At 67.8% G+C, this 20,387-nt stretch carries 23 protein-coding genes, 1 tRNA gene and 1 pseudogene; 16 read left to right on the top strand and 9 right to left on the bottom strand.

Going from position 1 to position 20,387, the window contains the following annotated elements:
• The first annotated feature begins 4 nt into the window (after positions 1-4).
• From MJO54_RS22095 to MJO54_RS22075, 5 genes are all read left to right on the top strand, one after another.
• On the top strand, positions 5-190 hold the full coding sequence (locus tag MJO54_RS22095) for a hypothetical protein (RefSeq protein ID WP_064889696.1): 186 nt from the start codon (positions 5-7) through the stop codon (positions 188-190).
• Positions 191-194: 4 nt separating this feature from the next.
• On the top strand, positions 195-329 hold the full coding sequence (locus tag MJO54_RS22090; protein ID WP_256364631.1) for a hypothetical protein: 135 nt from the start codon (positions 195-197) through the stop codon (positions 327-329).
• Positions 330-375: 46 nt separating this feature from the next.
• On the top strand, positions 376-2,247 hold the full coding sequence (locus MJO54_RS22085; protein ID WP_105295341.1) for an alkyl/aryl-sulfatase: 1,872 nt from the start codon (positions 376-378) through the stop codon (positions 2,245-2,247).
• Positions 2,248-2,488: 241 nt separating this feature from the next.
• A complete protein-coding gene (locus tag MJO54_RS22080; RefSeq protein ID WP_207543225.1) occupies positions 2,489-3,556 on the top strand; it encodes an IS110 family RNA-guided transposase in 1,068 nt (355 codons plus the stop codon).
• 14 nt (positions 3,557-3,570) lie between these two features.
• Entirely contained in the window at positions 3,571-4,215 is a 645-nt protein-coding gene (locus MJO54_RS22075) for a histidine phosphatase family protein (RefSeq protein ID WP_064891183.1), read from the top strand.
• A 9-nt stretch (positions 4,216-4,224) separates the two neighbouring features.
• Here the strand turns inward: MJO54_RS22075 and MJO54_RS22070 are convergent, their stop codons facing one another.
• Complete coding sequence (locus tag MJO54_RS22070) at positions 4,225-4,554, bottom strand: LapA family protein (RefSeq protein WP_046282686.1); 330 nt, start codon at positions 4,552-4,554, stop codon at positions 4,225-4,227.
• 104 nt (positions 4,555-4,658) lie between these two features.
• On the opposite strand from MJO54_RS22070, the gene MJO54_RS22065 reads away from it, so the two are divergent.
• Positions 4,659-5,255 carry a putative glycolipid-binding domain-containing protein gene (locus tag MJO54_RS22065; RefSeq protein ID WP_046282687.1) on the top strand — a complete coding sequence of 199 codons (597 nt, stop codon included), beginning with the start codon at positions 4,659-4,661 and terminating at the stop codon, positions 5,253-5,255.
• Here the strand turns inward: MJO54_RS22065 and MJO54_RS22060 are convergent.
• Positions 5,221-6,162 (bottom strand): prephenate dehydrogenase, encoded by a 942-nt coding sequence (locus MJO54_RS22060; protein WP_046282738.1) that lies wholly within the window; start codon positions 6,160-6,162, stop codon positions 5,221-5,223. The two genes, MJO54_RS22065 and MJO54_RS22060, sit on opposite strands and share 35 nt — an antisense overlap.
• 84 nt (positions 6,163-6,246) lie before the next feature.
• Here MJO54_RS22060 and MJO54_RS22055 point away from each other — a divergent pair, with 84 nt between their 5' ends.
• From MJO54_RS22055 to MJO54_RS22045, 3 genes are all read left to right on the top strand, one after another.
• Positions 6,247-6,768, top strand: coding sequence for a tRNA adenosine deaminase-associated protein (locus tag MJO54_RS22055; protein WP_046282688.1), 522 nt, complete (start codon positions 6,247-6,249; stop codon positions 6,766-6,768).
• Positions 6,765-7,232, top strand: a complete 468-nt coding sequence (locus tag MJO54_RS22050; RefSeq protein ID WP_046282689.1) for a nucleoside deaminase — start codon at positions 6,765-6,767, stop codon at positions 7,230-7,232. Before MJO54_RS22055 ends, MJO54_RS22050 begins: the two co-directional genes overlap by 4 nt.
• Before the next feature lie 29 nt (positions 7,233-7,261).
• Positions 7,262-7,352, top strand: a tRNA-Ser gene (locus MJO54_RS22045).
• Positions 7,353-7,450: 98 nt separating this feature from the next.
• On the opposite strand, the gene MJO54_RS22040 is transcribed toward MJO54_RS22045, so the two are convergent.
• The 4 genes from MJO54_RS22040 to MJO54_RS22025 all read right to left on the bottom strand — a co-directional run bounded on the left by MJO54_RS22040 (position 7,451) and on the right by MJO54_RS22025 (position 11,322).
• Positions 7,451-8,293 carry a formate/nitrite transporter family protein gene (locus tag MJO54_RS22040; RefSeq protein ID WP_046282690.1) on the bottom strand — a complete coding sequence of 281 codons (843 nt, stop codon included), beginning with the start codon at positions 8,291-8,293 and terminating at the stop codon, positions 7,451-7,453.
• A 164-nt stretch (positions 8,294-8,457) separates the two neighbouring features.
• Positions 8,458-8,781: a DUF4333 domain-containing protein gene (locus MJO54_RS22035; protein WP_105295347.1), complete on the bottom strand. Its 324-nt coding sequence runs from the start codon at positions 8,779-8,781 to the stop codon at positions 8,458-8,460.
• A 334-nt stretch (positions 8,782-9,115) separates the two neighbouring features.
• Positions 9,116-10,579, bottom strand: a complete 1,464-nt coding sequence (locus MJO54_RS22030; protein WP_064891177.1) for a neutral zinc metallopeptidase — start codon at positions 10,577-10,579, stop codon at positions 9,116-9,118.
• 2 nt (positions 10,580-10,581) lie between these two features.
• A complete protein-coding gene (locus tag MJO54_RS22025) occupies positions 10,582-11,322 on the bottom strand; it encodes an Rv3717 family N-acetylmuramoyl-L-alanine amidase (protein WP_064891175.1) in 741 nt (246 codons plus the stop codon).
• A 163-nt stretch (positions 11,323-11,485) separates the two neighbouring features.
• Between MJO54_RS22025 and MJO54_RS22020 the strand changes: the two are divergent.
• The 4 genes and pseudogenes from MJO54_RS22020 to MJO54_RS22005 all read left to right on the top strand — a co-directional run.
• Positions 11,486-11,605, top strand: a pseudogene (locus MJO54_RS22020) (IS607 family transposase); the annotation flags it as partial.
• A complete protein-coding gene (tnpB, locus tag MJO54_RS22015) occupies positions 11,605-12,984 on the top strand; it encodes an IS607 family element RNA-guided endonuclease TnpB (protein WP_046282693.1) in 1,380 nt (459 codons plus the stop codon). The pseudogene MJO54_RS22020 and the gene tnpB, both read left to right, overlap by 1 nt.
• A 39-nt stretch (positions 12,985-13,023) precedes the next feature.
• Complete coding sequence (locus MJO54_RS22010; RefSeq protein ID WP_046282694.1) at positions 13,024-14,382, top strand: WS/DGAT/MGAT family O-acyltransferase; 1,359 nt, start codon at positions 13,024-13,026, stop codon at positions 14,380-14,382.
• Between the two features lie 3 nt (positions 14,383-14,385).
• Entirely contained in the window at positions 14,386-14,859 is a 474-nt protein-coding gene (locus MJO54_RS22005; RefSeq protein ID WP_046282695.1) for an NUDIX hydrolase, read from the top strand.
• Here the strand turns inward: MJO54_RS22005 and MJO54_RS22000 are convergent.
• Genes MJO54_RS22000 through MJO54_RS21995 form a run of 3 tightly spaced genes read right to left on the bottom strand, consistent with a single transcriptional unit; the run spans position 14,856 to position 17,310 of the window.
• A complete protein-coding gene (locus MJO54_RS22000) occupies positions 14,856-16,712 on the bottom strand; it encodes a fatty acyl-AMP ligase (protein ID WP_046282696.1) in 1,857 nt (618 codons plus the stop codon). The two genes, MJO54_RS22005 and MJO54_RS22000, sit on opposite strands and share 4 nt — an antisense overlap.
• A gap of 34 nt (positions 16,713-16,746) precedes the next feature.
• On the bottom strand, positions 16,747-16,881 hold the full coding sequence (locus tag MJO54_RS23855; protein WP_448480598.1) for a DUF8730 family Cys-rich protein: 135 nt from the start codon (positions 16,879-16,881) through the stop codon (positions 16,747-16,749).
• Between the two features lie 12 nt (positions 16,882-16,893).
• The gene (locus tag MJO54_RS21995) at positions 16,894-17,310 is read right to left on the bottom strand and encodes a DUF302 domain-containing protein (RefSeq protein WP_046282697.1); all 417 of its coding nucleotides are present in this window, start codon (positions 17,308-17,310) and stop codon (positions 16,894-16,896) included.
• Between the two features lie 78 nt (positions 17,311-17,388).
• Between MJO54_RS21995 and MJO54_RS21990 the strand changes: the two genes are divergently transcribed.
• Genes MJO54_RS21990 through MJO54_RS21980 form a run of 3 tightly spaced genes read left to right on the top strand, consistent with a single transcriptional unit; the run spans position 17,389 to position 20,387 of the window.
• Positions 17,389-18,306 (top strand): haloalkane dehalogenase, encoded by a 918-nt coding sequence (locus MJO54_RS21990; protein WP_046282698.1) that lies wholly within the window; start codon positions 17,389-17,391, stop codon positions 18,304-18,306.
• Positions 18,307-18,322: 16 nt separating this feature from the next.
• Entirely contained in the window at positions 18,323-19,366 is a 1,044-nt protein-coding gene (locus MJO54_RS21985; RefSeq protein WP_046282740.1) for an ATP-dependent DNA ligase, read from the top strand.
• Between the two features lies 1 nt (position 19,367).
• Positions 19,368-20,387 (top strand): DNA polymerase domain-containing protein, encoded by a 1,020-nt coding sequence (locus tag MJO54_RS21980; protein ID WP_046282699.1) that lies wholly within the window; start codon positions 19,368-19,370, stop codon positions 20,385-20,387.

Here is a 20,387-nt window from a genome sequence, read left to right as displayed (position 1 = left end):
CCAGATGAATCCCGAACTGCCACCCGAACCGGGCCGGCCGGAAGAGCCGCCACACCGGCGTGTTCCCGAAGAGCCGCCGGAACGACTGGTGCCCGCGGAACCGCCGGAACGACTCGCTCCTGCCGAGGTGCCCGAACGGCTGGTTCCCGAAGACCCGCCGGCCCCGCCCGACGACTCACCGGAGAAGTGATCTGATGCGTGCTGAAGAAGGCGACGAATCCATTCGCGACTACGCCCACGAGGCCCGCGAGACCCGCGACCGGGTCGCCCGCCCGTCGTGGCCCACGCGACTGCGCCACGCATTGACCTCGTTGCGTCGGCGCCACTGACGCGACAACCGCACCGCGGCACGGCGTCGATGGCAAGCTGGACGCCATGGAGAACCAGCCGGTGAGTGCAACGATCGAAGCCGCCCACGCCGCGCACCTCAAGGCGCTGCCCTTCGGCGACACAACGGATTTCGCCGACGCAGACCGCGGCTTCATCGCCGCACTGACACCGTGCGTCATCACCGCCGCCGACGGCCAAGTGGTCTGGGACAACGACAGCTACGACTTCCTCGCCGGTGACCCGCCGACCTCGGTGCACCCGTCGCTGTGGCGCCAATCGCAGCTGGCCGCCAAGCAGGGTCTCTATGAAGTGGTCGAGGGCATCTACCAGGTGCGCGGCTTCGACATCTCCAACATCACCTTCGTCGAAGGCGACTCCGGGGTCATCGTCATCGATCCGCTGATCTCCACCGAGGTCGCCGCCGCCGCACTGAAGCTCTACCGGGAGCACCGCGGCGGGGACCGCCCCGTCACCGCGGTCATTTACACCCACAGTCACGCCGACCATTTCGGCGGCGTGCTGGGCGTGACGTCGCAGGCCGACGTTGACGCCGGGCGGGTGGCCGTGCTCGCCCCCGAGGGCTTCATCGAGCACGTGGTGGCCGAGAACGTCTACGCCGGCACCGCGATGCTGCGCCGGGCCGGCTACATGTACGGCACCGTGCTGTCCCGCGGCCCGCGCGGGCAGGTCGGCTGCGGCCTGGGGCAGAACACCTCGACCGGGGAGGTGTCGGTCATCGTCCCCACCGTCACCATCTCCCAGACCGGCGAGTCCCATGTCATCGATGGCGTACAGATCGAGTTCCAGATGGCGCCGGGCACCGAGGCGCCGGCCGAAATGCATTTCTACTTCCCGCAATTCCGGGCGTTGTGCATGGCCGAGAACGCCACCCACAACCAGCACAATCTGCTGACACTGCGCGGCGCGCTGGTTCGTGATCCGCGGGCCTGGGCGGGTTACCTCACCGAGGCCATCGACACCTTCGCCGGGCGGGCCGACGTCGTCTTCGCCTCGCACCACTGGCCGACGTGGGGCACCGAGCGGATCGCGCAGTACCTGGGGCTGCAGCGCGATCTGTACGCCTACCTGCACGACCAGACGCTGCGGCTGCTCAACCGCGGCTTCACCGGAGTCGAGATCGCCGAACAGTTCCAGCTGCCGCCCGCGCTGGAAAACGCCTGGCACGCCCGCGGCTACTACGGCTCGGTGAGCCACAACGTCAAAGCCGTCTACCAGCGGTATCTGGGCTGGTTCGACGGCAACCCGGCCCGGTTGTGGCCGCACCCGCCCGAGGCCCTGGGACCCCGCTACACGGCGGCGCTGGGCGGAGTGGACCGCGTTGTCGAACTGGCCGAGGCAGCCTTCAATGACGGTGATTTCCGCTGGGCAGCAACCCTGCTCGACCATGCGATGTTCACCGACGCCGACCACGCGGGGGCACGCAGGCTCTACGCCGACACGCTGGAACAACTGGCTTACGGCGCGGAGAACGCGACCTGGCGCAACTTCTTCCTCTCCGGCGCCACCGAACTGCGCACCGGCAACTTCGGCACGGTCGGTCAGGTCACCTCGGTGGCACTGATCTCGCAACTGAGCCCCGAGCAGCTCTTCGAGAGTCTGGCGATCCGGATCAATGGGCCGCGGGCCTGGGATCTGGCGCTGGCTCTGGATGTCTCGTTCGCCGACACCGGGGTCAACTATCGCCTCACCCTGCGCAACGGGGTGCTCGTGCACCGCAAGACGCCGGCGGACCCGGACAGCGCGGACGTCACCGTCACGGCGCCCACCAAGCTGGCGCTGCTGGCGGCGCTGCTGGGCAATGGTGGGCTGGAGGTCTCCGGCGACCAGAGCGCCTGGGCGAACCTGCTCGGTGCACTGGACAACCCCGACCCGAACTTCAACATCGTCACCCCGTGAGGCCGGGCCGAACTGGCCCCTTAGGGTGACAGTCAGTGTCAGGGTGAGGTGCCGCGTTGCGGTAGTTGGATCCTGATCATCTGGTGTCTGGCTCGTAGGGTGCCTGCCGCCTTTGGGTTGGCGTGCACGCGTTTTGTCGGCACCGGGTGTGAAGGACCGGCCGGCGTGACTTGATAGGAGCGTGGCATCGCCCCCGACTGAGGTTTGTCCGCCGACCGGCCCAACCGTCACCTCACAGTGAATGGAGGCAACCACCATGGTTGTTGTTGGAGTCGATGTACACAAGCGGACCCACACCTGCGTCGCGGTCGACGAAGTGGGACGCAAGGTGGGTGAGAAGGTGGTCACAGCCACCACCTCCGGCCATGCCGAGGCAGTGATGTGGACCCGGGAACGTTTCGGGGCTGAGGTGGTGTGGGCGATCGAGGACTGTCGGCATCTATCGGCGCGGCTGGAGCGCGACCTGCTGGGCTTTGACCAGAAAGTGGTGCGGGTGCCACCGAAATTGATGGCCCAAACTCGTGCCTCGGCACGTACTCGAGGCAAATCCGACCCGATTGACGCACTGGCGGTCGCCCGGGCATTTCTGCGCGAGCCGGATCTGCCGGTCGCCTCCCATGACGAAGTCTCGCGGGAGCTGAAGCTGCTGGTGGATCGCCGCGAAGTCCTTGTCGCGCAACGGACTGCAATGATCAACCGATTGGTGTGGCGGGTACACGAACTCGACCCCGAACGCGCACCTAAGGCTCGTTCGCTGAATCTGCCCAAGCACCGCACCATCCTCGGCTCTTGGCTGGCCACCATGGACGGCCTGGTCGCCGAGCTGGCCCGTGACGAGCTCACCGACATCACCCGGCTCACCGAGGCGATCAACGAGTTGGCCAAGCGGATCAGCGCACGCGTGCGTGCCGTCTGCCCGGCGTTGTTGGCGCTGCCGGGCTGCGGGGAGCTGACTGCGGCCAAGCTCGTCGGTGAAACCGCCGGGGTCGCCCGGTTCAAAAGTGAGGCAGCCTTCGCCCGCCACGCCGGAACCGCGCCCATCCCGGTGTGGTCGGGAAACACCGCCGGCCGCGTCCGCATGACCCGATCGGGCAACCGCCAACTCAACGCCGCCCTGCACCGCATCGCCATCACTCAAATCCGCCTCGACGGACTCGGGCAGGCCTACTATCGCAAACGCCTCGACGCCGGGGACTCCAACCGCGAAGCCCTGCGCTGCCTCAAACGCCGCCTGTGCCGCGTCGTCTTCGGGCGCCTCCACACCGACCACTACAACCGAACTCAGCCCTGCCAACAAGCAGCGGCTTGACATAGGAGAAACGCGTGCAGTTGCTGCTGATTCGCCATGCCCTCCCGCTGCGCAGCGAGTACGGCCAGGGCTCAGACCCCGAGTTGTCCGAGACCGGCTTCGCCCAGGCGCAACGCCTGCCGGACGCGCTGGCGCGGTTCCCGATCACCCGGCTGGTCAGCAGCCCGCAGCGTCGTGCGATCCAGACCGCCGAGCCGCTGGCCGCGCAGCTCGACCGCAGCGTCGACATCGATGAGCGGTTCGCCGAGTACGACCGCGATCTGGCCGGCTATCTGCCCGTCGAACAGTTGCGCACCGAACGGCCCCAGGATTGGGCCCGGATGGCGCAGGGGCACCTGCCCGCCGACGTCGACGAGGCTGCGTTCTGCGCCCGAGTCGCTGACGCGGTCGCCGACGTGGTGGCCGGCTCCGGGCCCGACGACACGGTCGCGGTGTTCAGCCACGGTGGCGTGATCAACGTGATCCTGCACCAGGTTCTGGGCACCCAGCGGCTGCTGTCGTTTCCCATCGACTATGTGTCGATCACCCGGCTGCTGTACTCGCGGTCGGGCCAGGCTGCGGTGGCATCGACGAACGGCACCGAGCACGTCTGGGACCTGCTGCCGCGCAATCAGGCCCGCTTGCCCGGCGGTGACGAAAGCGGCGAAGCCGCGGGCTGATCCGGCGGGCTACCGCCGGGCCGCGAGGGTCTTCTTGGCGGCGCGACGCAGCTGGAAGATCCGCGCGGTCCCCACCAGGGCGGTCACCAGCCCGCCGCAGATCGCCGCCAGCAGGATCGCCACGCCCTTGGGCAGGCTCCAGGTCCAGGTCAAAAACGCCAGGTCGACCGGATCCGTGTTCTGGGTGACGAACACCAGCAACACGATCAGGACCAGAAAACCAGCGATCAGCGCGCTCCACAGCGCGCCGGCACGGGTGAACGGCATCGTCGCCGCAGGCGGCGGGGTGCTGGCTTCGCCCGCAGGCGGGTCGACGGGCACGCTCGGGTCGCTGCTCATGAGGACATCTTGCCGCGTAGGACCCGGAAATGAACGGGTTCTGGTGAGTTTGCGCGGCGGGGGGCCTCACTGCGGATCGTTGGCCGGTCGCTTACGGTGGGTTGGTGAGTGCAGCCCCGTCCGGCCAGTGGCCGGCGATTCTGACCTGGCGCGCGCCCGACGCCCCCCGGATGGAATCGGTACGTGTGCAGCTGTCCGGAAACCGGATTCGGGCCAACGGCCGCATCGTGGCCGGGGCCACCGCCGACCATCCGGCGTTCGGCGTCTACTACGACCTGCACACCGATGAGTCCGGCGCCACCAAACGGCTGGGGCTGACGGTCACCCTCGCCGAACGGGAACGCCAGCTGGTGATCGCCCGCGACGAAGAGAACATGTGGCTGGTCACTGACGCCCGGGGCCAGTCCCGCGCCGGCTATGACGGTGCCCTGGACATCGACATGCTGTTCAGCCCGTTCTTCAACACCTTGCCGATCCGGCGGGCCCGGCTGCACGAGCGGGCGGCAGCGATCACCCTGCCCACGCTGTACCTGAACCTGCCCGACATGTCGGTGGTGGCGGCGACCGCCAGCTACAGCAGCGCCGGGACCCAGCCTGGCATCAAGGTGATCACCCCGGGCACCGATGCCCGCGGCACCACCATCACCGTCGACGCCGACGGCTTCGTCATCGACTATCCCGGGTTGGCAACGCGGATCTGATCACCCCGCCGGCCCGGCCGGCGGCGGCCAATTCGCGGCGCCAGTCCTTGGCACCGACGACGACCGTGACGATCTCGCTGCGGGGGAAGTTGTCGTAGCGCGTTCGGGCGGCGTGCCCATGATTGACCAGTTCGGCTACCGAATCCGAGGCCGACAGCGAATCACGCGCATCGGCCAACAGTGCGATCGCGCGATCCAGCGCCGGCAGCAACCGCTGCCAGTTGGCCTCACACATGGCCCGGACCAGGTCTGGAGCCGTGCCGGCCACCCGGGTGCCGTCGCGGAAGGAGCCGGCGGCCAGCGCGAACGCCAGCGGTACGTCGGCCGCCGTCACCGCCAGCGCCTCAGCCATCAGGTGCGGCAGGTGAGAGATGGCGGCCGCGGCCGCATCGTGTTCCTCCGAGCGCGCCGGTACCGCCAGCGACCCGCAGTCCAGAATCAGGTCCAGCACCTCAGCGAACACCGCCGGGTCCACGTGGTCGTCGACGCTGATCACCCATGGTGCGCCCTGGAACAGATCGGCGTGCCCGGCCGGCCAACCGGAGTGGGCGGTGCCAGCCATCGGATGGCCGCCGACGAAGCGAGCTTGCAGTCCCGCGGCGGTGATCTCGTCGAGCACCGGGCTCTTGACGCTGGTGACGTCGGTCAACGGGCATTCGGGTGCCAGGCGGCCGATGGGGCCGAGCAGCATCGGCAGCGCCGGGACCGGGACGGCGATCACGATCAGCGCACCGGTCGCCGCGGCCCGCTTCAGGGCCGTCTCCAGCTCGGTGGTGGCGTCGAATCCGTCGGCGACGGCGGCGTTCACCCCGTCGGCCGACCTGTTGTAGCCGAACGCCATCCGGCCTGCCGCCGCGGCTGCACGCAGCACCGAACCGCCGATCAGGCCGAGCCCCAAAACACACACCGGAGTTTTCACTGCGCTTACTGCCACCTGTCCAGGTTGGCACACGCTGGTCAAGGGCGTAAGCGGCGACTACCGTAGGCGCCCATGGGAGCACAGAGCTCGTCTGCACCGGGCCGGCCGGCAGAGACGCTGGACGGTTTCGGAGTGGCTGTTGTGCGCGAAGACGGCAAGTGGCGTTGTACGTCGATGCGTGCCGCGGCCCTTACCAGCCTGTCCACAGCAGAGACCGAGCTACGTGAACTGCGCAGCGCCGGAGCTGTTTTCGGTCTGATCAATGTCGACCACGAGTTCTTCGTGATTATCCGGCCGGGCCCGGCCGGCACCCGCCTGCTGCTCTCGGATGCCACGGCAGCCCTGGATTACGACCTCGCCGACGAGGTACTTGAGGAGATCGACGCCGACATCGACGCCGACGACCTGGAAGATGCCGACCCCTTCGAAGAGGGCGACCTGGGGGTGCTGTCCGACATCGGCCTGCCCGCCGCGGTGCTCGGCGTCATCCTCGACGAGTCCGACCTGGCCGTCGACGAGCAGCTGCACCGAATCGCCAACGAGATGGGCTTCGACGAGCAGCTCACCGCGGCCCTGCCGCGACGCAATCGGTGAGCGGTCCGCTCACCGACGAGGACCTGATCCGCGCGGCCCTGGTGGCCGCCGGCCAGGCCGGGCCCCGCGACGTGCCGGTGGGTGCGGTGGTGGTAGGTCCCGACGGCACCGTGCTGGCCCAGGCCGCCAATGCGCGCGAAGCCCTGTCAGACCCGACCGCGCACGCCGAACTGCTGGCCATCCGCGCTGCTGCCGCCGTCCTCGGTGACGGTTGGCGGCTGACCGGCGCGACCTTGGCCGTCACCCTGGAGCCGTGCACCATGTGCGCGGGCGCGCTGGTGGCCGCGCGGGTGGAACGCCTGGTGTTCGGGGCCTTCGAACCCAAGACCGGGGCGGTCGGTTCGCTGTGGGACGTGGTGCGGGATCGCCGGCTCAACCACCGCCCCGAAGTACGTGGTGGAGTGCTCGCCGCAGAGTGCGCTGCACCACTGGAAGCGTTCTTCGCCCGGCAGCGATTGGGTTGATCGCCCCCTCATTGGGTACGCTGTCCCGCGGTGGCGTGTCCGAGCGGCCTAAGGAGCACGCCTCGAAAGCGTGTGTGGGGTAACCCCCCACCGAGGGTTCAAATCCCTCCGCCACCGCCAAAATGCCCCCTATCTGCAGCTGCAGGTAGGGGGTCATTTTTGCGTTCACTGGTCGTCAGGCCGCCATGGCCCGCCCCGGTGGATCTACCGGATGGCCGTCAGACCCCCGCGATCACTTCCTTCTGCACCGTCGCAGTGTTGCGTTTGGGTGCGGTCCGCGAATGCGTCGCGTACATCGCCAACCCGGTGAACGCCAATCCGCCCACCAGATTGCCCAGCACCGTGGGAATCTCGTTCCACTCGATGTAGTCCAGGATGGTGAAGTGCCCGCCGAGCATCAGGCCGGAGGGGAACAGGTACATGTTGACGACAGAGTGCTCGAATCCCATTGCGAAGAACAGTGATACGGGCAGCCACATGGCGATCACCTTTCCGGTGACGTCGGTGGCCAGCATGGCCCCGACGACGCCGGTGGAGACCATCCAGTTGCACAACATGCCGCGCACGAACAACGTCAGCATGCCCGGAAAGCCGTGTGCGGCATAACCGAGCGTGCGCGCCTCGCCGATGTGCCCGATCGCCTGACCGATTTCGTTGGGCGGGCTGGAGAAGCCGTAGGTGAACACGATCGCCATCAGCACCGCGACGGTGAAAGCGCCGGCGAAGTTGCCGAGGAAGACCAGTCCCCAGTTCCGCAGCACCCCGCCGATCGTGACACCGGGACGCTTGTCGAGCCAGGCCAGCGGCGCCAACACGAACACGCCGGTCAGCAGGTCGTATCCGAGCAGGTAGAGGATGCAAAAACCGGCCGGAAACAGCATTGCCCCGATGATCGCGTGACCGGTCTGCACCGTCATGGTCACCGCGAACGCCGCGCCCAGTGCCAGTGTCGCGCCGGCCATGAATGCGCGGATCAGGGTGTCGCGGGTGGACATGAAAATCTTGGACTGGCCGGCGTCGATCATCACATTGATCAGCTCGGGCGGCTTGACGTAGGTCATCGAACTCCTCAGGGCCACGGGGCGCGGTAGTTGGATCGGCGCGTGTGACCCTATTTCGCTGCGGCCCGGTCGGTCCTAGCTCGCCAGCCAACTCCTAGCCAGCCCACAGACGTTGCCCAACAACGTCTTTGCGGTGACATTTCCGCGTTTTACCAGCTAAGACCTCACCGCGGACGGTCGACCGCATACGTCCCGGCGTCGTCGGTGAACTCCACGAGCACCCGGCGCTGAGCGCCGTCGACAGTGACCACACAGCTGAAACTGGTGCCCTTGCGCACGGTCGGATTCACCCCGTTGTTGCATCGGACATTGGTCACGTTGTCACGTCCATAGCCGTTGATCGGGTCGGTGAGCACCTGGCGGACACCGTCTTGGGCCTTGAGCACATCGAGTTCGACGGGGCCCGAGCCGCCGACGGTGCCGCGCAGTACCAACACCAGAAGCACGCCGAGGGCGAGTAGTCCGGTCAGGCCCGCGGCGATCAGCACGGCGCGGTTCGACGGAGGTTGCGGGCCCCCCGGTTTCGGGGCACCGCCATCCGAGCCCGCCCGCGCCTGGCGACGGTCCGGCGGTACCGGAGCCCGAGGTCCCGACGGCGGCGGCCGGTGCGGCTGCGGGGGCGGTGGCACTCGGTGCGGCGGGGGTGTCGGGGGTCGGCGGACCTCCAGATACCAGGGCCGTTCGGGTGGCCGTGGTCGCTGCGGCGGTGGCCCCTGTGGCCCGCGCGGCCGCTGCGGCTGCTGTGGGGGCCGCGGTATCGGCGTGGTTCGCCGCTCCGGCCGTTCGCGCGGGTCGTCGGGGCGGTTCATGACGTCACGCCCATCACGGGAACCGCTCGAAGCATCCGTCGATGTCGCCGTGCAGCCCGGAGCGGAACGCGAGGATCCGGGTGAAACCCGCCGGCACGGTGTTGTCTTCGGCGTCGCTGGCGACGATTCCGTTCATCAGCAGGCCGGTCACCGCCTCGTCGAGGTCGCCGCCGGCCAGCGTCAAGCCCTGGCCCGATGACAGCGTCATGGGCTCGGCCATCCGGCGCTGGGCCACCCCGGTCAGGCACGCGGTGCGCAACGCCGCCGCCGCCGACTCCAAGCCGACCTCGCGTTCCCGTTGCACCGCAAGCGCATACCGCGATGTGACAGCCGACAATCCGGTGTTGTCGCCCTGCGGCATACCCAGCGTCGACTGATCGGTCGGCGCGCTCATCTCCTGCAGGCCGGCCAGATCGACGACGATGAGGTTGGACTCCGGGCAGTAGGCCACCGGGTCGGGGTGGCGGCCACTGGGGCATTTGCCCGACGTGGACAGCTCCGGCGGACGGGACAAGCCGAAGATCTGGCCCAGCTGCTCCATCAGGGTCGACAACACCGACGCGTCGATCGTGAGGTCGCTTTGCGGGTTCTCCGAATCGAACAGGGAATTGGGCAGATCGCCGCGGCGCTTGCGGATCTCGTCCATGTCGATCTCGGCGCACATCGCCGCGCCGCCGTCGAAGCCGGTCTGGAAAGCACCGACCCGGTCCAGCGCGGTGCCATGCTCATCAGAGATCGAGACCGGATTGTCCGGCGTCGACACCGGGTCGCGGATCACGATCAGCCCGGCCAGCACATGGTTGAGGCCGTCGCCGGTGCTCAACTGCATTCGTGAGGAACTGCCCGCGGCCACCCATTGCAGATACACCCCGGCAAGACAGTCGGCCTGCTGTTCGCGGACCAGGGTGCGCGTCAGCGGGTTGACGATCCCCGCCATGTTCTGCAGGGCATGCCCGTATTCGTGAGCCAGCGTCCCGTTGATCGCCATGTCGCCGAAGTACTTTCGGGCGGTGGGCAAGAACTTGGCGCGGTCCCAGGCCATGGTGTCCATCCGGCGGCAATACATCGCGTTCGGCAGGTGATAGACGTCGCCGCCGCACACCGACGGGCCGTCTGCGTCGGTGGAGTCATACGACATCAGCGTCGAGACCGGCTGAAAGCGTCCGCGCAGCGCCTCGGCGTAGTGCTGCGCCCAGAAGTCCTCGATGTCATCGATCGCCAGCAGCGACAGGCGGTCGATGTCCCCGCCGTCGCTGTTTTGCACCCGGGCGGTGACCGGCGGAACGTCACCGCGCGGGCCGCTGGGACCTTCCGCGGTGGGCAGCCCGCCGACCCGTCCGGGGTCATACAGCATCGATATCGCATGCCCAGCGATCACCGTCGGGGTGCTGTTGCCTGAGCAGCCCGTCAGCGCCAGGGTCAGGGCGGCCACCCCGAAAAGTGTTCTGGCGGCACGGCCGAATCCGCATTGAGACATCGTCACCTGCTGAGGTAGGCCACGATCCCGTTGGTGACCGCCGCGGCGTACTGAGCTCGCCCGTCGGCACTTTCCAGCAGCGCCGCGTCCTGGGCATTACGCATGTTGCCCAACTCGACCAGCACCGCCGGATACTCGGCCAGATTCAGCCCGGCCAGATCCGCGCGCCCGTACAGGCCGTCGGCACCGAGATAGCTGGACTGGGGAATTCCCGCGGCCAACAGGGAATCCCGGATGTCGCCGGCCAGCGCCACCGCCGGACCGGACTGGGCGTCATTGAGCGCTGGGCTGGAGTAGTTGACGTGAAACCCGCGGCCTGAGGCGGGCCCGCCGTCGGCGTGGATGGACACGATCGCGTCCGGGTGCGCGGCGTTGGCCGCTGCGGCGCGCGCGTCGATGCATGGGCCTACCGAGGTGTCGTCGCCACGCGAGAGTTCGGTGTGCACTCCAAGCCGCTCGAGTTCCGTCCGGATCCGGTTGGTCACGTCCCAGTTCAGGCTGTGCTCGGGATAGCCGTCGTCGGCGGCGGTTCCGCTGGTCTGACACGGCTTGGTACCGCCGCGCCCGTTCGGAACCTGCCGGGCGATCGAGGCGTCGTTGGCGCCGCTGTGCCCGGGGTCTAGAAACACCATCTTGCCGGCGACGGCGGGGTTTGCGGGATCTGCCGGCGCGGCGGGCGCGACAATGCCGGCCGCGAGCAAGCACGCGGCCGAGGCGACACAGACAACGGCCCGCCGGCGCACGGGGCAAGACTAGCAAGCGGCCATGCGCCCCTCCGGGGTTGTCAGCTGTTGAGGTCTGGGTGCTCGGTAGTTGTCGGTGGTGCGTTGTAGGAACGGGTGTATGAATCTGGCGGCGGCGGCTGACTGCAACGGTGCTGCTCGGGTGAACGCGTATCGCTGGTTTCTGGTGCGCGATATGACCGAGATCCTCACCCGCACGTGTGCCCAGGTCTACGGGAGACGTGCCGCGGCCAACCCGGCTAAAAGAGCTATTGTGGCTGCCGATGACGGTGAGGCGCCCTGATGGCGCGCTTCGAGATCCCCGAAGGCTGTTGGGTACAGGCTTTCCGGTTCACTTTGGACCCGACCGAAGATCAGGCCCGCGCGTTGGCTAGGCATTTCGGTGCTCGCCGTAAGGCATATAACTGGGCTGTGGCGGTTCTGAAAGCCGATACCAGGGCGTGGCGTGAGACTGGTGTCGAGACGGCGAAACCGTCGCTGCAGTCACTGCGTAAACGCTGGAATCAGGCCAAAGACGGCGTGTGTGTCAACGCCGAGACCGGGGTTGTGTGGTGGCCGGAGTGCTCGAAGGAGGCGTACGCCGACGGGGTGGCCGGTGCGGTGGATGCGTACTGGAACTGGCAGCAGAGCCGATCTGGTGCGCGCACCGGTAAGCGGGTGGGTTTCCCGCGGTTCAAGCGCAAGGGCCGTGACGCCGATCGAGTGTCGTTCACGACTGGGGCGATGCGCGTCGAGCCCGACCGCCGGCACTTAACCTTGCCGGTCATTGGCACTGTTCGTACGCATGAGAACACCCGTCGGATTGAACGGCTCATCCGAGCGGGGCGGGCGCGGGTCCTGGCGATGACGGTGCGGCGCAACGGTACGCGGCTGGACCTGTCGGTTCGGGTGGTGGTGCAACGCCCCCAACAGCCCCATACCGCCCGTCCCGGCTCGCGGGTGGGGGTCGATGTCGGGGTGCGCCGGCTGGCCACCGTCGCCGACGCTGACGGCAATGTGATTGAGCGGGTGCCCAATCCGCGACCGCTCGAAGCGGCACTCAAAGCAATGCGGCACGTCAGTCGTGCCCGCTCCCGGTGTAGGAAAGGCTCGCGCCGCTATCGTGGGCGCAGCACCGAGATGTCCCGGCTGCATCGCCGGGTCAACGATGTTCGCACCCATCATCTGCACGTCCTGACCACACGGTTGGCCAAAACTCACGGCCGCATCGTGATGGAAGGGTTGGATGCGGCGGGGATGCTGCGACAAAAGGGCCTGCCGGGGGCCCGCGCTCGCCGGCGCGGCCTCTCCGATGCGGCTCTGGGCACACCGCGCCGGCACCTGTCCTACAAGACACGCTGGTACGGGTCACAACTGGTGGTCGCTGACCGCTGGTTTCCGTCGTCGAAAATTTGTCATGCCTGCCGGCATGTGCAGGACATCGGCTGGGCTGAACACTGGCAATGCGACTCGTGTTCAGCCTTCCATCAGCGTGATGATTGCGCCGCTGTGAACCTCGCGCGCTACGAGGAACCCAATAGCGTCGTCGGCCCAGTTGGGGCCGCCGTCAAGCGTGGAGCCGACCGTAAGACCCGGCGTAGCCGGGCCGGTGGCTGTGAAGCGCGGAAGGGACGCGGCCGCGAGGCTGCCGAACAACCCCGAGACGGGGTGCAAGTCGCGTGATCACTAACGATCACTCACTTGGAACGGTCTAATGGATTGATGCAGCTGATGTCACCGCTCGACTCGGTCTTTCTGCTGACCGAAACGCGTGAGCACCCCATGCACGTCGGCGGGCTGATGTTGTTGGAACCGCCGGAGGGCTCCGGACCGGAATTCGTCGGCGAGATCTACCGGGGCCTGCTGGGCGCCCGTGATCTGCAGCCCGCATTCCGAAAGCGTCCGGCGTCGCTGTTCGGTGGCATCTCGAGTCTGCGCTGGGCCTTCGACGACGATGTCGACCTCGAGTACCACGTGCGGCGCTCGGCGCTGCCGGTGCCCGGGCGAGTGCGCGATCTGTTGGAGCTGACCTCTCGGCTGCACGGCAGCCTGCTTGACCGGCACCGCCCGTTGTGGGAAGCCCACGTGGTGGAGGGGCTGGCCGACGGCCGGTTCGCCGTCTACGTCAAGATTCACCACTCGCTGATCGACGGTGTCTCGCTGCTGCGGTTGATGCGCCACACGCTCTCGACCGACCCGCGGGAGTCGGAACTGCGCACGCCGTGGTCGGTGCGGCCCCAGTCGCGGCCGCGCCCGGATTCTCCGTCACCGTTGAGCGAATTGACCTCGATGGTCAAAGGCGTTGCCGCCCTGGGACCGTCGACGGTGAAGCTGGCGCGTGCCGCACTGCTGGAGCAACAGCTGACCCTGCCGTTCGAAGCGCCGCGCACCATGCTCAACGTCAAGATCGGCGGCGCCCGCCGGTGTGCGGCGCAGTCCTGGCCGGTGGAGCGGGTGATCGCGGTCAAACGGGCGGCCGGCGTCACCCTCAACGACGTGGTGCTGGCGATGTGCGCCGGCGCGCTGCGTGGCTACCTCGATGAGCGCAACGCCCTGCCGGACCATCCGCTGGTGGCAATGGTCCCGGTGAGCCTTCGCACCGAAGCCGAAGCCGACTCCGGCGGCAACATGGTCGGCACCATCTTGTGCAACCTGGCCACCGACGTCGAAGACCCGGCGCAGCGGTTGGAGACCATCAGCGAGTCGATGTGCCGCAACAAGAAGGTCTTCAGCGAGCTGCCGCGCACCCAGGCGCTGGCGTTGTCGGCGGCCAACATGGCGCCGCTGGCCTTGGCGGCCATCCCCGGATTCGTCTCGGCGGCCAAGCCACCGTTCAACATCGTCATCTCCAACGTGCCCGGCCCGGCCGAGCCGCTGTACTGGCATGGCGCCCGTCTGGACGGCAACTATCCGATGTCGATCGCGCTGGACGGGCAGGCCCTGAACATGACCGTCGTCAGCAACGCCGGAAACCTCGATTTCGGGCTGGTCGGCTGTCGTCGCTCGATTCCGCACCTACAGCGCCTGCTCGGGCACTTGAACACCGCGCTGGAAGACCTGGAACACGCCGTGGGGGTGTGAGGCGTGGCCAAGCGCAGCGCCGGATTGCTGGTGTACCGGTCGAGCGCCGACGGCGGAGTCGAGGTGTTGATCGCCCATCCCGGTGGACCGTTCTGGGCGCGCAAGGACGACGGGGCCTGGTCGATTCCCAAGGGCGAACAACCCGAGGGTGAGGACCCGTGGGACACAGCGCGACGTGAATTCGCCGAGGAGCTCGGTCTACCGCCGCCGCACGGCGAGCGAGCCGATCTGGGTGAGGTGCGCCAGGCCGGCGGAAAGGTGGTCACGGTGTTCGCCGTGCGCGGCGACCTCGACGTGACCGACGCCCGCAGCAACACCTTCGAAGTGGAGTGGCCGCCGCGGTCGGGACAACGACGGGAGTTTCCGGAAGTCGACCGGGTCGGCTGGTTCTCGGTGGCCCAGGCGCGAATCAAGTTGTTGGCCGGGCAGCGGCCCGTCCTCGACCGATTGGTGGACTTCCTAGGGGCTAAGCCCTAATTGTTGGCGGGATTCGGCGGTGTTCCGTGTTGCTGCTGACGGCGCTGCGCCAAGCTGGAAACGATCATCCGGGCCAGCGTGCTCGCTCCGGTTCCTGCGGGTGCCTCCGGGTGCCGTACGGCCGGCGCCGCCGGGGCATGCCACTGCGCCAGCGCATTGAGTTCGCCGGCGAGGAACTGTCGCCGGCATTCGCCCCGTTGAATCTTGCCGCTTGAGGTGGTGGGCACCCGCATCGCCGGCACCAGCAATACGTCATGGGCGTCCAGACCGTGCTGTTCGCTGACCGCCGCGCGGATGGACTCCATGATGCCGGGATATTCGCTCTCGGCGACCTGCTGCCGATAGTCCAGCTCCTGCACGATCACCAGGCGGCTGTCGGCATTCGGTTTCGGTTGCACCGCGAAGACCGCGCCGCGGTCGGGCAGCAACGCCGGATGGCTGTCCTGCACAGTCGGCTCGATGTAGTTCGGGAAATAGTTGCTGTCGCCGATGGTGATGAGGTCTTTCCAGCGCCCGGTGACGAATACCTCACCCTGGCACAGGAATCCCATGTCGCCGGTCCGCAGGAAGGGACCTTCACCGGTATCCGACAGGAATCCGGCGAAGCTGTGTGCGTTCTCTATCGGCCGATCCCAGTACCCCTGCCCAATGCTGGGGCCCGACACCCAGATCTCGCCGACCTCGTCCGGTCCCAGGAGGCGGCGAGTCTCCGGGTCGGCGATCACGACCCGTTGGCCGTACACCGGTGGGCCGCAGCTGACCACGGCGACGGCGTCGGTGGTGGCGTCGACGTCGACGGTGCGGTTCTCGCTCAGTGCCTTGCTGTCGACGTAGCGGACGCCGGCGACACCGGGAGTGGGGTCTGCGGAGACCAGCAGGGTGGCCTCGGCCAGGCCGTAGCACGGGAGAAACGCCTCGATGCGGAATCCCGCCGGAGCGAACGCGTCGGCGAACTCCTGAATGGTCGACGCCTGGATCGGCTCGGAACTGCTTGCGGCGGTGGTCCAGTGCGACAGATCCAGTGCCGCACGCTGCTCGGGAGTGCTTTGTTTGACACACAACCGGTAGGCACTGTTGGGTGCTGCGGTCGTGTTGGCGCGGAACCGGGACATCGCTTCCAGCCACGCCATCGGGCGCTGGAAGAAGACGATCGGCGACATCAATACGGTGGTGCAGCCGACGTAGATCATCTCCAGGACCCCACCGATCAGTCCCATGTCATGCTGCTGCGGCAGGAAGTAGACGCTCGTCTCGTGCTCGTTGCCGTGGTAGGCCTGCCGGATCGATTCCAGGTTGTGCATGAGGTTGCCGTGCGTCACCACCACACCCTTGGGTGACTTTGTCGAACCGGAGGTGTACTGGATCATCGCCGTGGTGCTCGGGTCGATGTCGGGCGCCTGCCACGCTTCCGGGGCGACGGCTTCGTCGATGGCGCACCACCGTAGCTCCGACATGCCGGCCACATCGGCGGCCGCCATCTGAAGCTGGGTTTGGGTGGTGGAGGTCGCCACCGCGAAGGTGGCCTGGGCGTCGGGCGCGACCAGCTTCAGGCGGGCCAGTGGAGTGTCGACCGGCACCGCGATCGCCCCAGCGTAAAAGCAGCCGAAAATGCTGATGATGCTGTCCAGGCCCGGCCGGCAGATCGCCAGCACCCGTTGTCCGGCAGCGCCCTGCCGCTGGAGGTCGGCGCCAACTGCCCGAGCCTTGGCGTCGAGTTCTCGATACGTCAGGCTGGCGGTGACGTTGTTGCCGTCGGGAGCGAATTGGAACGCAACCTTGTCCCCGTACCGGTCCGCCTGTAGCCGCAGCATGTCCACCAGCGTGTGTGCGTTCGGCATGAAATGCTCGGCCATCCCCACACCATAAACGGTGTGCCCAGCGGCGGGACTAGGAGCGTTGCGTCTCTGAATGGCCGGCGCACCACTGCTCCGGAGGCACCTGAGCCTTCACCTCTGCGATGTGCTCGCCGCACCCGTCCCAGGTGGTTTTACCGCAGACTCGGCAGGGCACGGGGTAGCACATCGGCGGTTCCTTTCAGGTGGTGCGCAACGCAACCGCCAGCGTATCGATGACGGTGCGGATTTTCTCGCTCACCTCGTCGGCGATCGCGGCCAACGCCGGATTGTCGATGACCTGGGCCATCAGTTGCGGATTCATGGCCTCCACCAGCACCGTGCCCGGATGCTCGGTGTCTTCGCGCACCACGACGTTGCAGGGCAGCAGCACCCCGATGCGCTTCTCAGCGGTCACGGCCCGGTGCGCCAGCGGCGGATTGCAGGCACCCAGGATCAGGTAGCGCTCCATCTCCTCGCCGAGCTTGGCCTTCAGTGTGGCCTGCATGTCGATTTCGGTCAGTACGCCGAAACCGTTGTCCTTCAAAATCTCTCGGGTCTTCTCGGTGACTGCGTCGAAATCGGCGCCGGTCACTGCGGTACTCATTGCCACGGACATTCCAGACCTCCTTGGTCGCGATGAGCCCAGTCTATCAGACACCCCCGGGGGTATATACCGACGCGGTATCGTCGCCTCATGCAGACCCTGCGAACGCCCGACGACAGGTTCGCCGGACTCCCGGATTTCCCCTACCCGCCGCAGTTCTGCGACCTCGACGACCTGGACGAGGACGAGCCAGGCGGCACGCTGCGGGTGGCGTGGGTGCAAGACGGTCCCGAAGACGGGGACCCGATCCTGATGCTGCACGGCGAACCGTCGTGGTCGTATCTGTACCGCAAGATGATGCCGATCCTGGCCGAGGCGGGGTATCGGGTCATCTGTCCGGACCTGGTCGGATTCGGCCGGTCCGACAAGCCGACCCGCGCGCAAGACCACACCTATGCGCGCCATGTCGAATGGATGCGTGCGCTGGCGTTCGACGTCCTCGACCTACAGAACGTGACGCTGGTGTGCCAGGACTGGGGCGGGCTGATCGGGCTGCGGGTGCTGGCGGAGAACCCGGACCGGTTCAGTGGCGTAGTCGTGGCCAACACCGGTCTGCCCACCGGGGACATTCCGATGCCGGAGGTCTGGTGGCGCTTCCGGGAGGCGATCCAGACCGCACCGACGATCAACGTCGGATGGTTCGTGCAGGCCGGATGCCGCCGGCCGATGAGCGACGCCGTGCGGGCCGGCTACGACGCCCCGTTCCCCGACGACAGTTACTGCGTCGGTCCCCGGACCATGCCGTCGCTGATCCCGACCACGCCCGAGGATCCCGCGGCCCCGGCCAACCGGGCGGCGTGGGCTGCGCTGTGCGCATCGCAGACCCCGATGCTGGTCGCGTTCAGTGACGGCGACCCGATCACCGGGGCCATGGCGCCGATCTTCGAGCGCGAGATGGTCGGGGCGCACGGCCGGGCGCACCCGACGATCCACGACGCCGGGCACTTCCTGCAGGAGGATGCCGGCGAAGAACTCGCCCGCCACGTCGTGGAGTTCCTGCGCCGCTGACTCTCCACCGCCCATGATGGACACCATGGACCTACCCGTGGCCCCGCCGGTAGCCCCGATGCTCGCCAAGGCGGCCGCCAAGGTTCCCAGCGACGGCGCAGCGCCCGACTCCTGGTCCTACGAACCCAAATGGGACGGCTTTCGCGCCATTGTGTTCCGCGACGGTGACGAGGTACTGCTGCAGTCGCGCAACGGCAAACCGCTGAGCCGTTACTTCCCGGAGCTGCTGGAGGCTCTGTGCGCCGAGACCGCCCCGCGTTGCGTGCTCGACGGCGAGGTGGTGGTGCCGCGGCAGATCGGCGGGCGGACCCGGCTGGACTGGGACTCGCTGAGCCAGCGGATTCACCCCGCCGAGAGCCGGGTGCGGCTGCTGGCCGAACAGACCCCGGCGCAGTTCATCGCCTTCGACGCGCTGGCCACCGGTTTGGCGTCGCTGCTCGACGAGCCGTTTCGGGTGCGACGCGAGGCGCTGTCCGATCTGATCACCGGCGGCGCCAGCTGTCACATCACCCGGGCCACCGCGGACCCCGAGCAGGCCACCCGCTGGCTCACCACATTCGAAGGCGCTGGGCTGGATGGGGTGGTCGCCAAACGGAACGACGGGCCGTATCTGCCCGGCAAGCGCGAGATGGTCAAGGTCAAACACCACCGGGACGCCGACTGCGTGGTGATGGGATACCGCATCCACAAGAGCGGCGTCGGCATCGGTTCTCTGCTGTTGGGGCTGTATCGCCCCGATGGCGAGCTGGCGATGGTGGGCGGCTCGTCGGCGTTCACCGACGCTGATCGGCTCAAGCTCCAGGTTGAGCTGGAGCCGCTGCGCATCGGTGACGTCCGCGAGGGCGAGGCCAGCCGATGGAACTCTGCCGCCGACAAGCAGTGGGTCCCGATCCGGCCCGAGCGGGTCGCTGAGGTCGCCTACGACCAGATGGAGGGGGACCGCTTTCGGCACACCGTGAAACTGCTGCGGTGGCGCCCCGACCGGGACCCGGCCAGCTGCACCTTCGATCAGCTCGAGGTGCCGCTGAACTACGACCTCGCCGACGTACTGGAGACCTGAGATGGCCGGGCCCGAGGAGCTAGATGTCGATGGCACCGCCGTCCGTTTCACCAGCGGCGACAAGGTGTACTTCCCCCGGCTGGGTGACGGCGGCACCAAGCGGGCGCTGGCCGATTACTACCTGGCGGTGGCGGGCGGGCCGCTGCTGCACGCTCTGGCCGACCGGCCGAGCCACCTGCAGCGGTTCCCCGACGGCATCGAGGGCGACGAGGTCTATCAGAAGCGGCTGCCGCGTGGACGTCCGGACAGCCTGCAGTCCTGCCAGGTGACGTTCCCGTCCGGCCGCACCGCCGACGTCCTCAAGGTCACCCGGCCCGCCGACATCCTGTGGGCCGTGCAGATGAGCACGGTGACCTTCCACCCTTGGCCGGTGCGCTGCGGTGACACCGACCACCCCGACGAGCTGCGCATCGACCTGGACCCGCAGCCGGGCACCGGCTTCGCGCAGGCACGTGCGGTCGCGTTGGAGGTGGTGCGCCCGCTGCTCGACGAGCTCGGGCTCGTCGGCTACGTCAAGACCTCCGGCGGCCGCGGCTTGCACGTCTACCTGCGGATCAAGTCCGACTGGGACTTCATCGAGGTCCGCCGGGCCGGTATCGCGCTGGCCCGCGAGATCGAGCGGCGCGCGCCGGACGCAGTCACTGCCTCGTGGTGGAAGGAAGAGCGGGGCGCGCGGATCTTCGTCGACTTCAACCAGAACGCCCGCGACCGCACCATGGCGTCGGCGTATTCGGTGCGGGCCACGCCGATCGCCACCGTCTCGACGCCGTTGACGTGGGACGAGTTGGCCGCCGGCGCCGATCCGGACGACTACACCATCAGCACGGTGCCCGACCTGATTGCCCACCGCGGTGACCCGTGGAGCACCATCGACGACCTCGAGCAGTCCCTCGAGCCGTTGCTCGACATGGTGGCTGCCGACGAAGCCCGGGGGCTGGGGGACATGCCCTACCCGCCGAATTACCCGAAGATGCCGGGGGAGCCCAAGCGGGTGCAGCCCAGCCGGGAGAAATCGGACTGA

Origin of the sequence: Mycolicibacter virginiensis, assembly GCF_022374935.2 — a bacterium.
GTDB lineage: Bacteria > Actinomycetota > Actinomycetes > Mycobacteriales > Mycobacteriaceae > Mycobacterium > Mycobacterium virginiense.
This window is presented reverse-complemented; position numbering and strand designations above follow the sequence as displayed.

Bases quoted from the DNA above. Each gene is read 5' to 3' on its own strand.
- MJO54_RS22055 (WP_046282688.1), top strand. From the start codon at position 6,247: ATGGGAGCACAGAGCTCGTCTGCACCGGGCCGGCCGGCAGAGACGCTG.
- MJO54_RS22070 (WP_046282686.1), bottom strand. From the start codon at position 4,554: ATGAGCAGCGACCCGAGCGTGCCCGTCGACCCGCCTGCGGGCGAAGCC.
- MJO54_RS21990 (WP_046282698.1), top strand. From the start codon at position 17,389: ATGCAGACCCTGCGAACGCCCGACGACAGGTTCGCCGGACTCCCGGAT.
- MJO54_RS22095 (WP_064889696.1), top strand. From the start codon at position 5: ATGAATCCCGAACTGCCACCCGAACCGGGCCGGCCGGAAGAGCCGCCA.
- MJO54_RS22040 (WP_046282690.1), bottom strand. From the start codon at position 8,293: ATGACCTACGTCAAGCCGCCCGAGCTGATCAATGTGATGATCGACGCC.
- MJO54_RS21995 (WP_046282697.1), bottom strand. From the start codon at position 17,310: ATGTCCGTGGCAATGAGTACCGCAGTGACCGGCGCCGATTTCGACGCA.
- MJO54_RS22030 (WP_064891177.1), bottom strand. From the start codon at position 10,579: ATGTCTCAATGCGGATTCGGCCGTGCCGCCAGAACACTTTTCGGGGTG.
- MJO54_RS22080 (WP_207543225.1), top strand. From the start codon at position 2,489: ATGGAGGCAACCACCATGGTTGTTGTTGGAGTCGATGTACACAAGCGG.
- MJO54_RS22010 (WP_046282694.1), top strand. From the start codon at position 13,024: ATGCAGCTGATGTCACCGCTCGACTCGGTCTTTCTGCTGACCGAAACG.
- MJO54_RS23855 (WP_448480598.1), bottom strand. From the start codon at position 16,881: ATGTGCTACCCCGTGCCCTGCCGAGTCTGCGGTAAAACCACCTGGGAC.
- MJO54_RS22000 (WP_046282696.1), bottom strand. From the start codon at position 16,712: ATGGCCGAGCATTTCATGCCGAACGCACACACGCTGGTGGACATGCTG.
- MJO54_RS21985 (WP_046282740.1), top strand. From the start codon at position 18,323: ATGGACACCATGGACCTACCCGTGGCCCCGCCGGTAGCCCCGATGCTC.
- MJO54_RS22085 (WP_105295341.1), top strand. From the start codon at position 376: ATGGAGAACCAGCCGGTGAGTGCAACGATCGAAGCCGCCCACGCCGCG.
- MJO54_RS21980 (WP_046282699.1), top strand. From the start codon at position 19,368: ATGGCCGGGCCCGAGGAGCTAGATGTCGATGGCACCGCCGTCCGTTTC.
- MJO54_RS22090 (WP_256364631.1), top strand. From the start codon at position 195: ATGCGTGCTGAAGAAGGCGACGAATCCATTCGCGACTACGCCCACGAG.
- tnpB (WP_046282693.1), top strand. From the start codon at position 11,605: ATGGCGCGCTTCGAGATCCCCGAAGGCTGTTGGGTACAGGCTTTCCGG.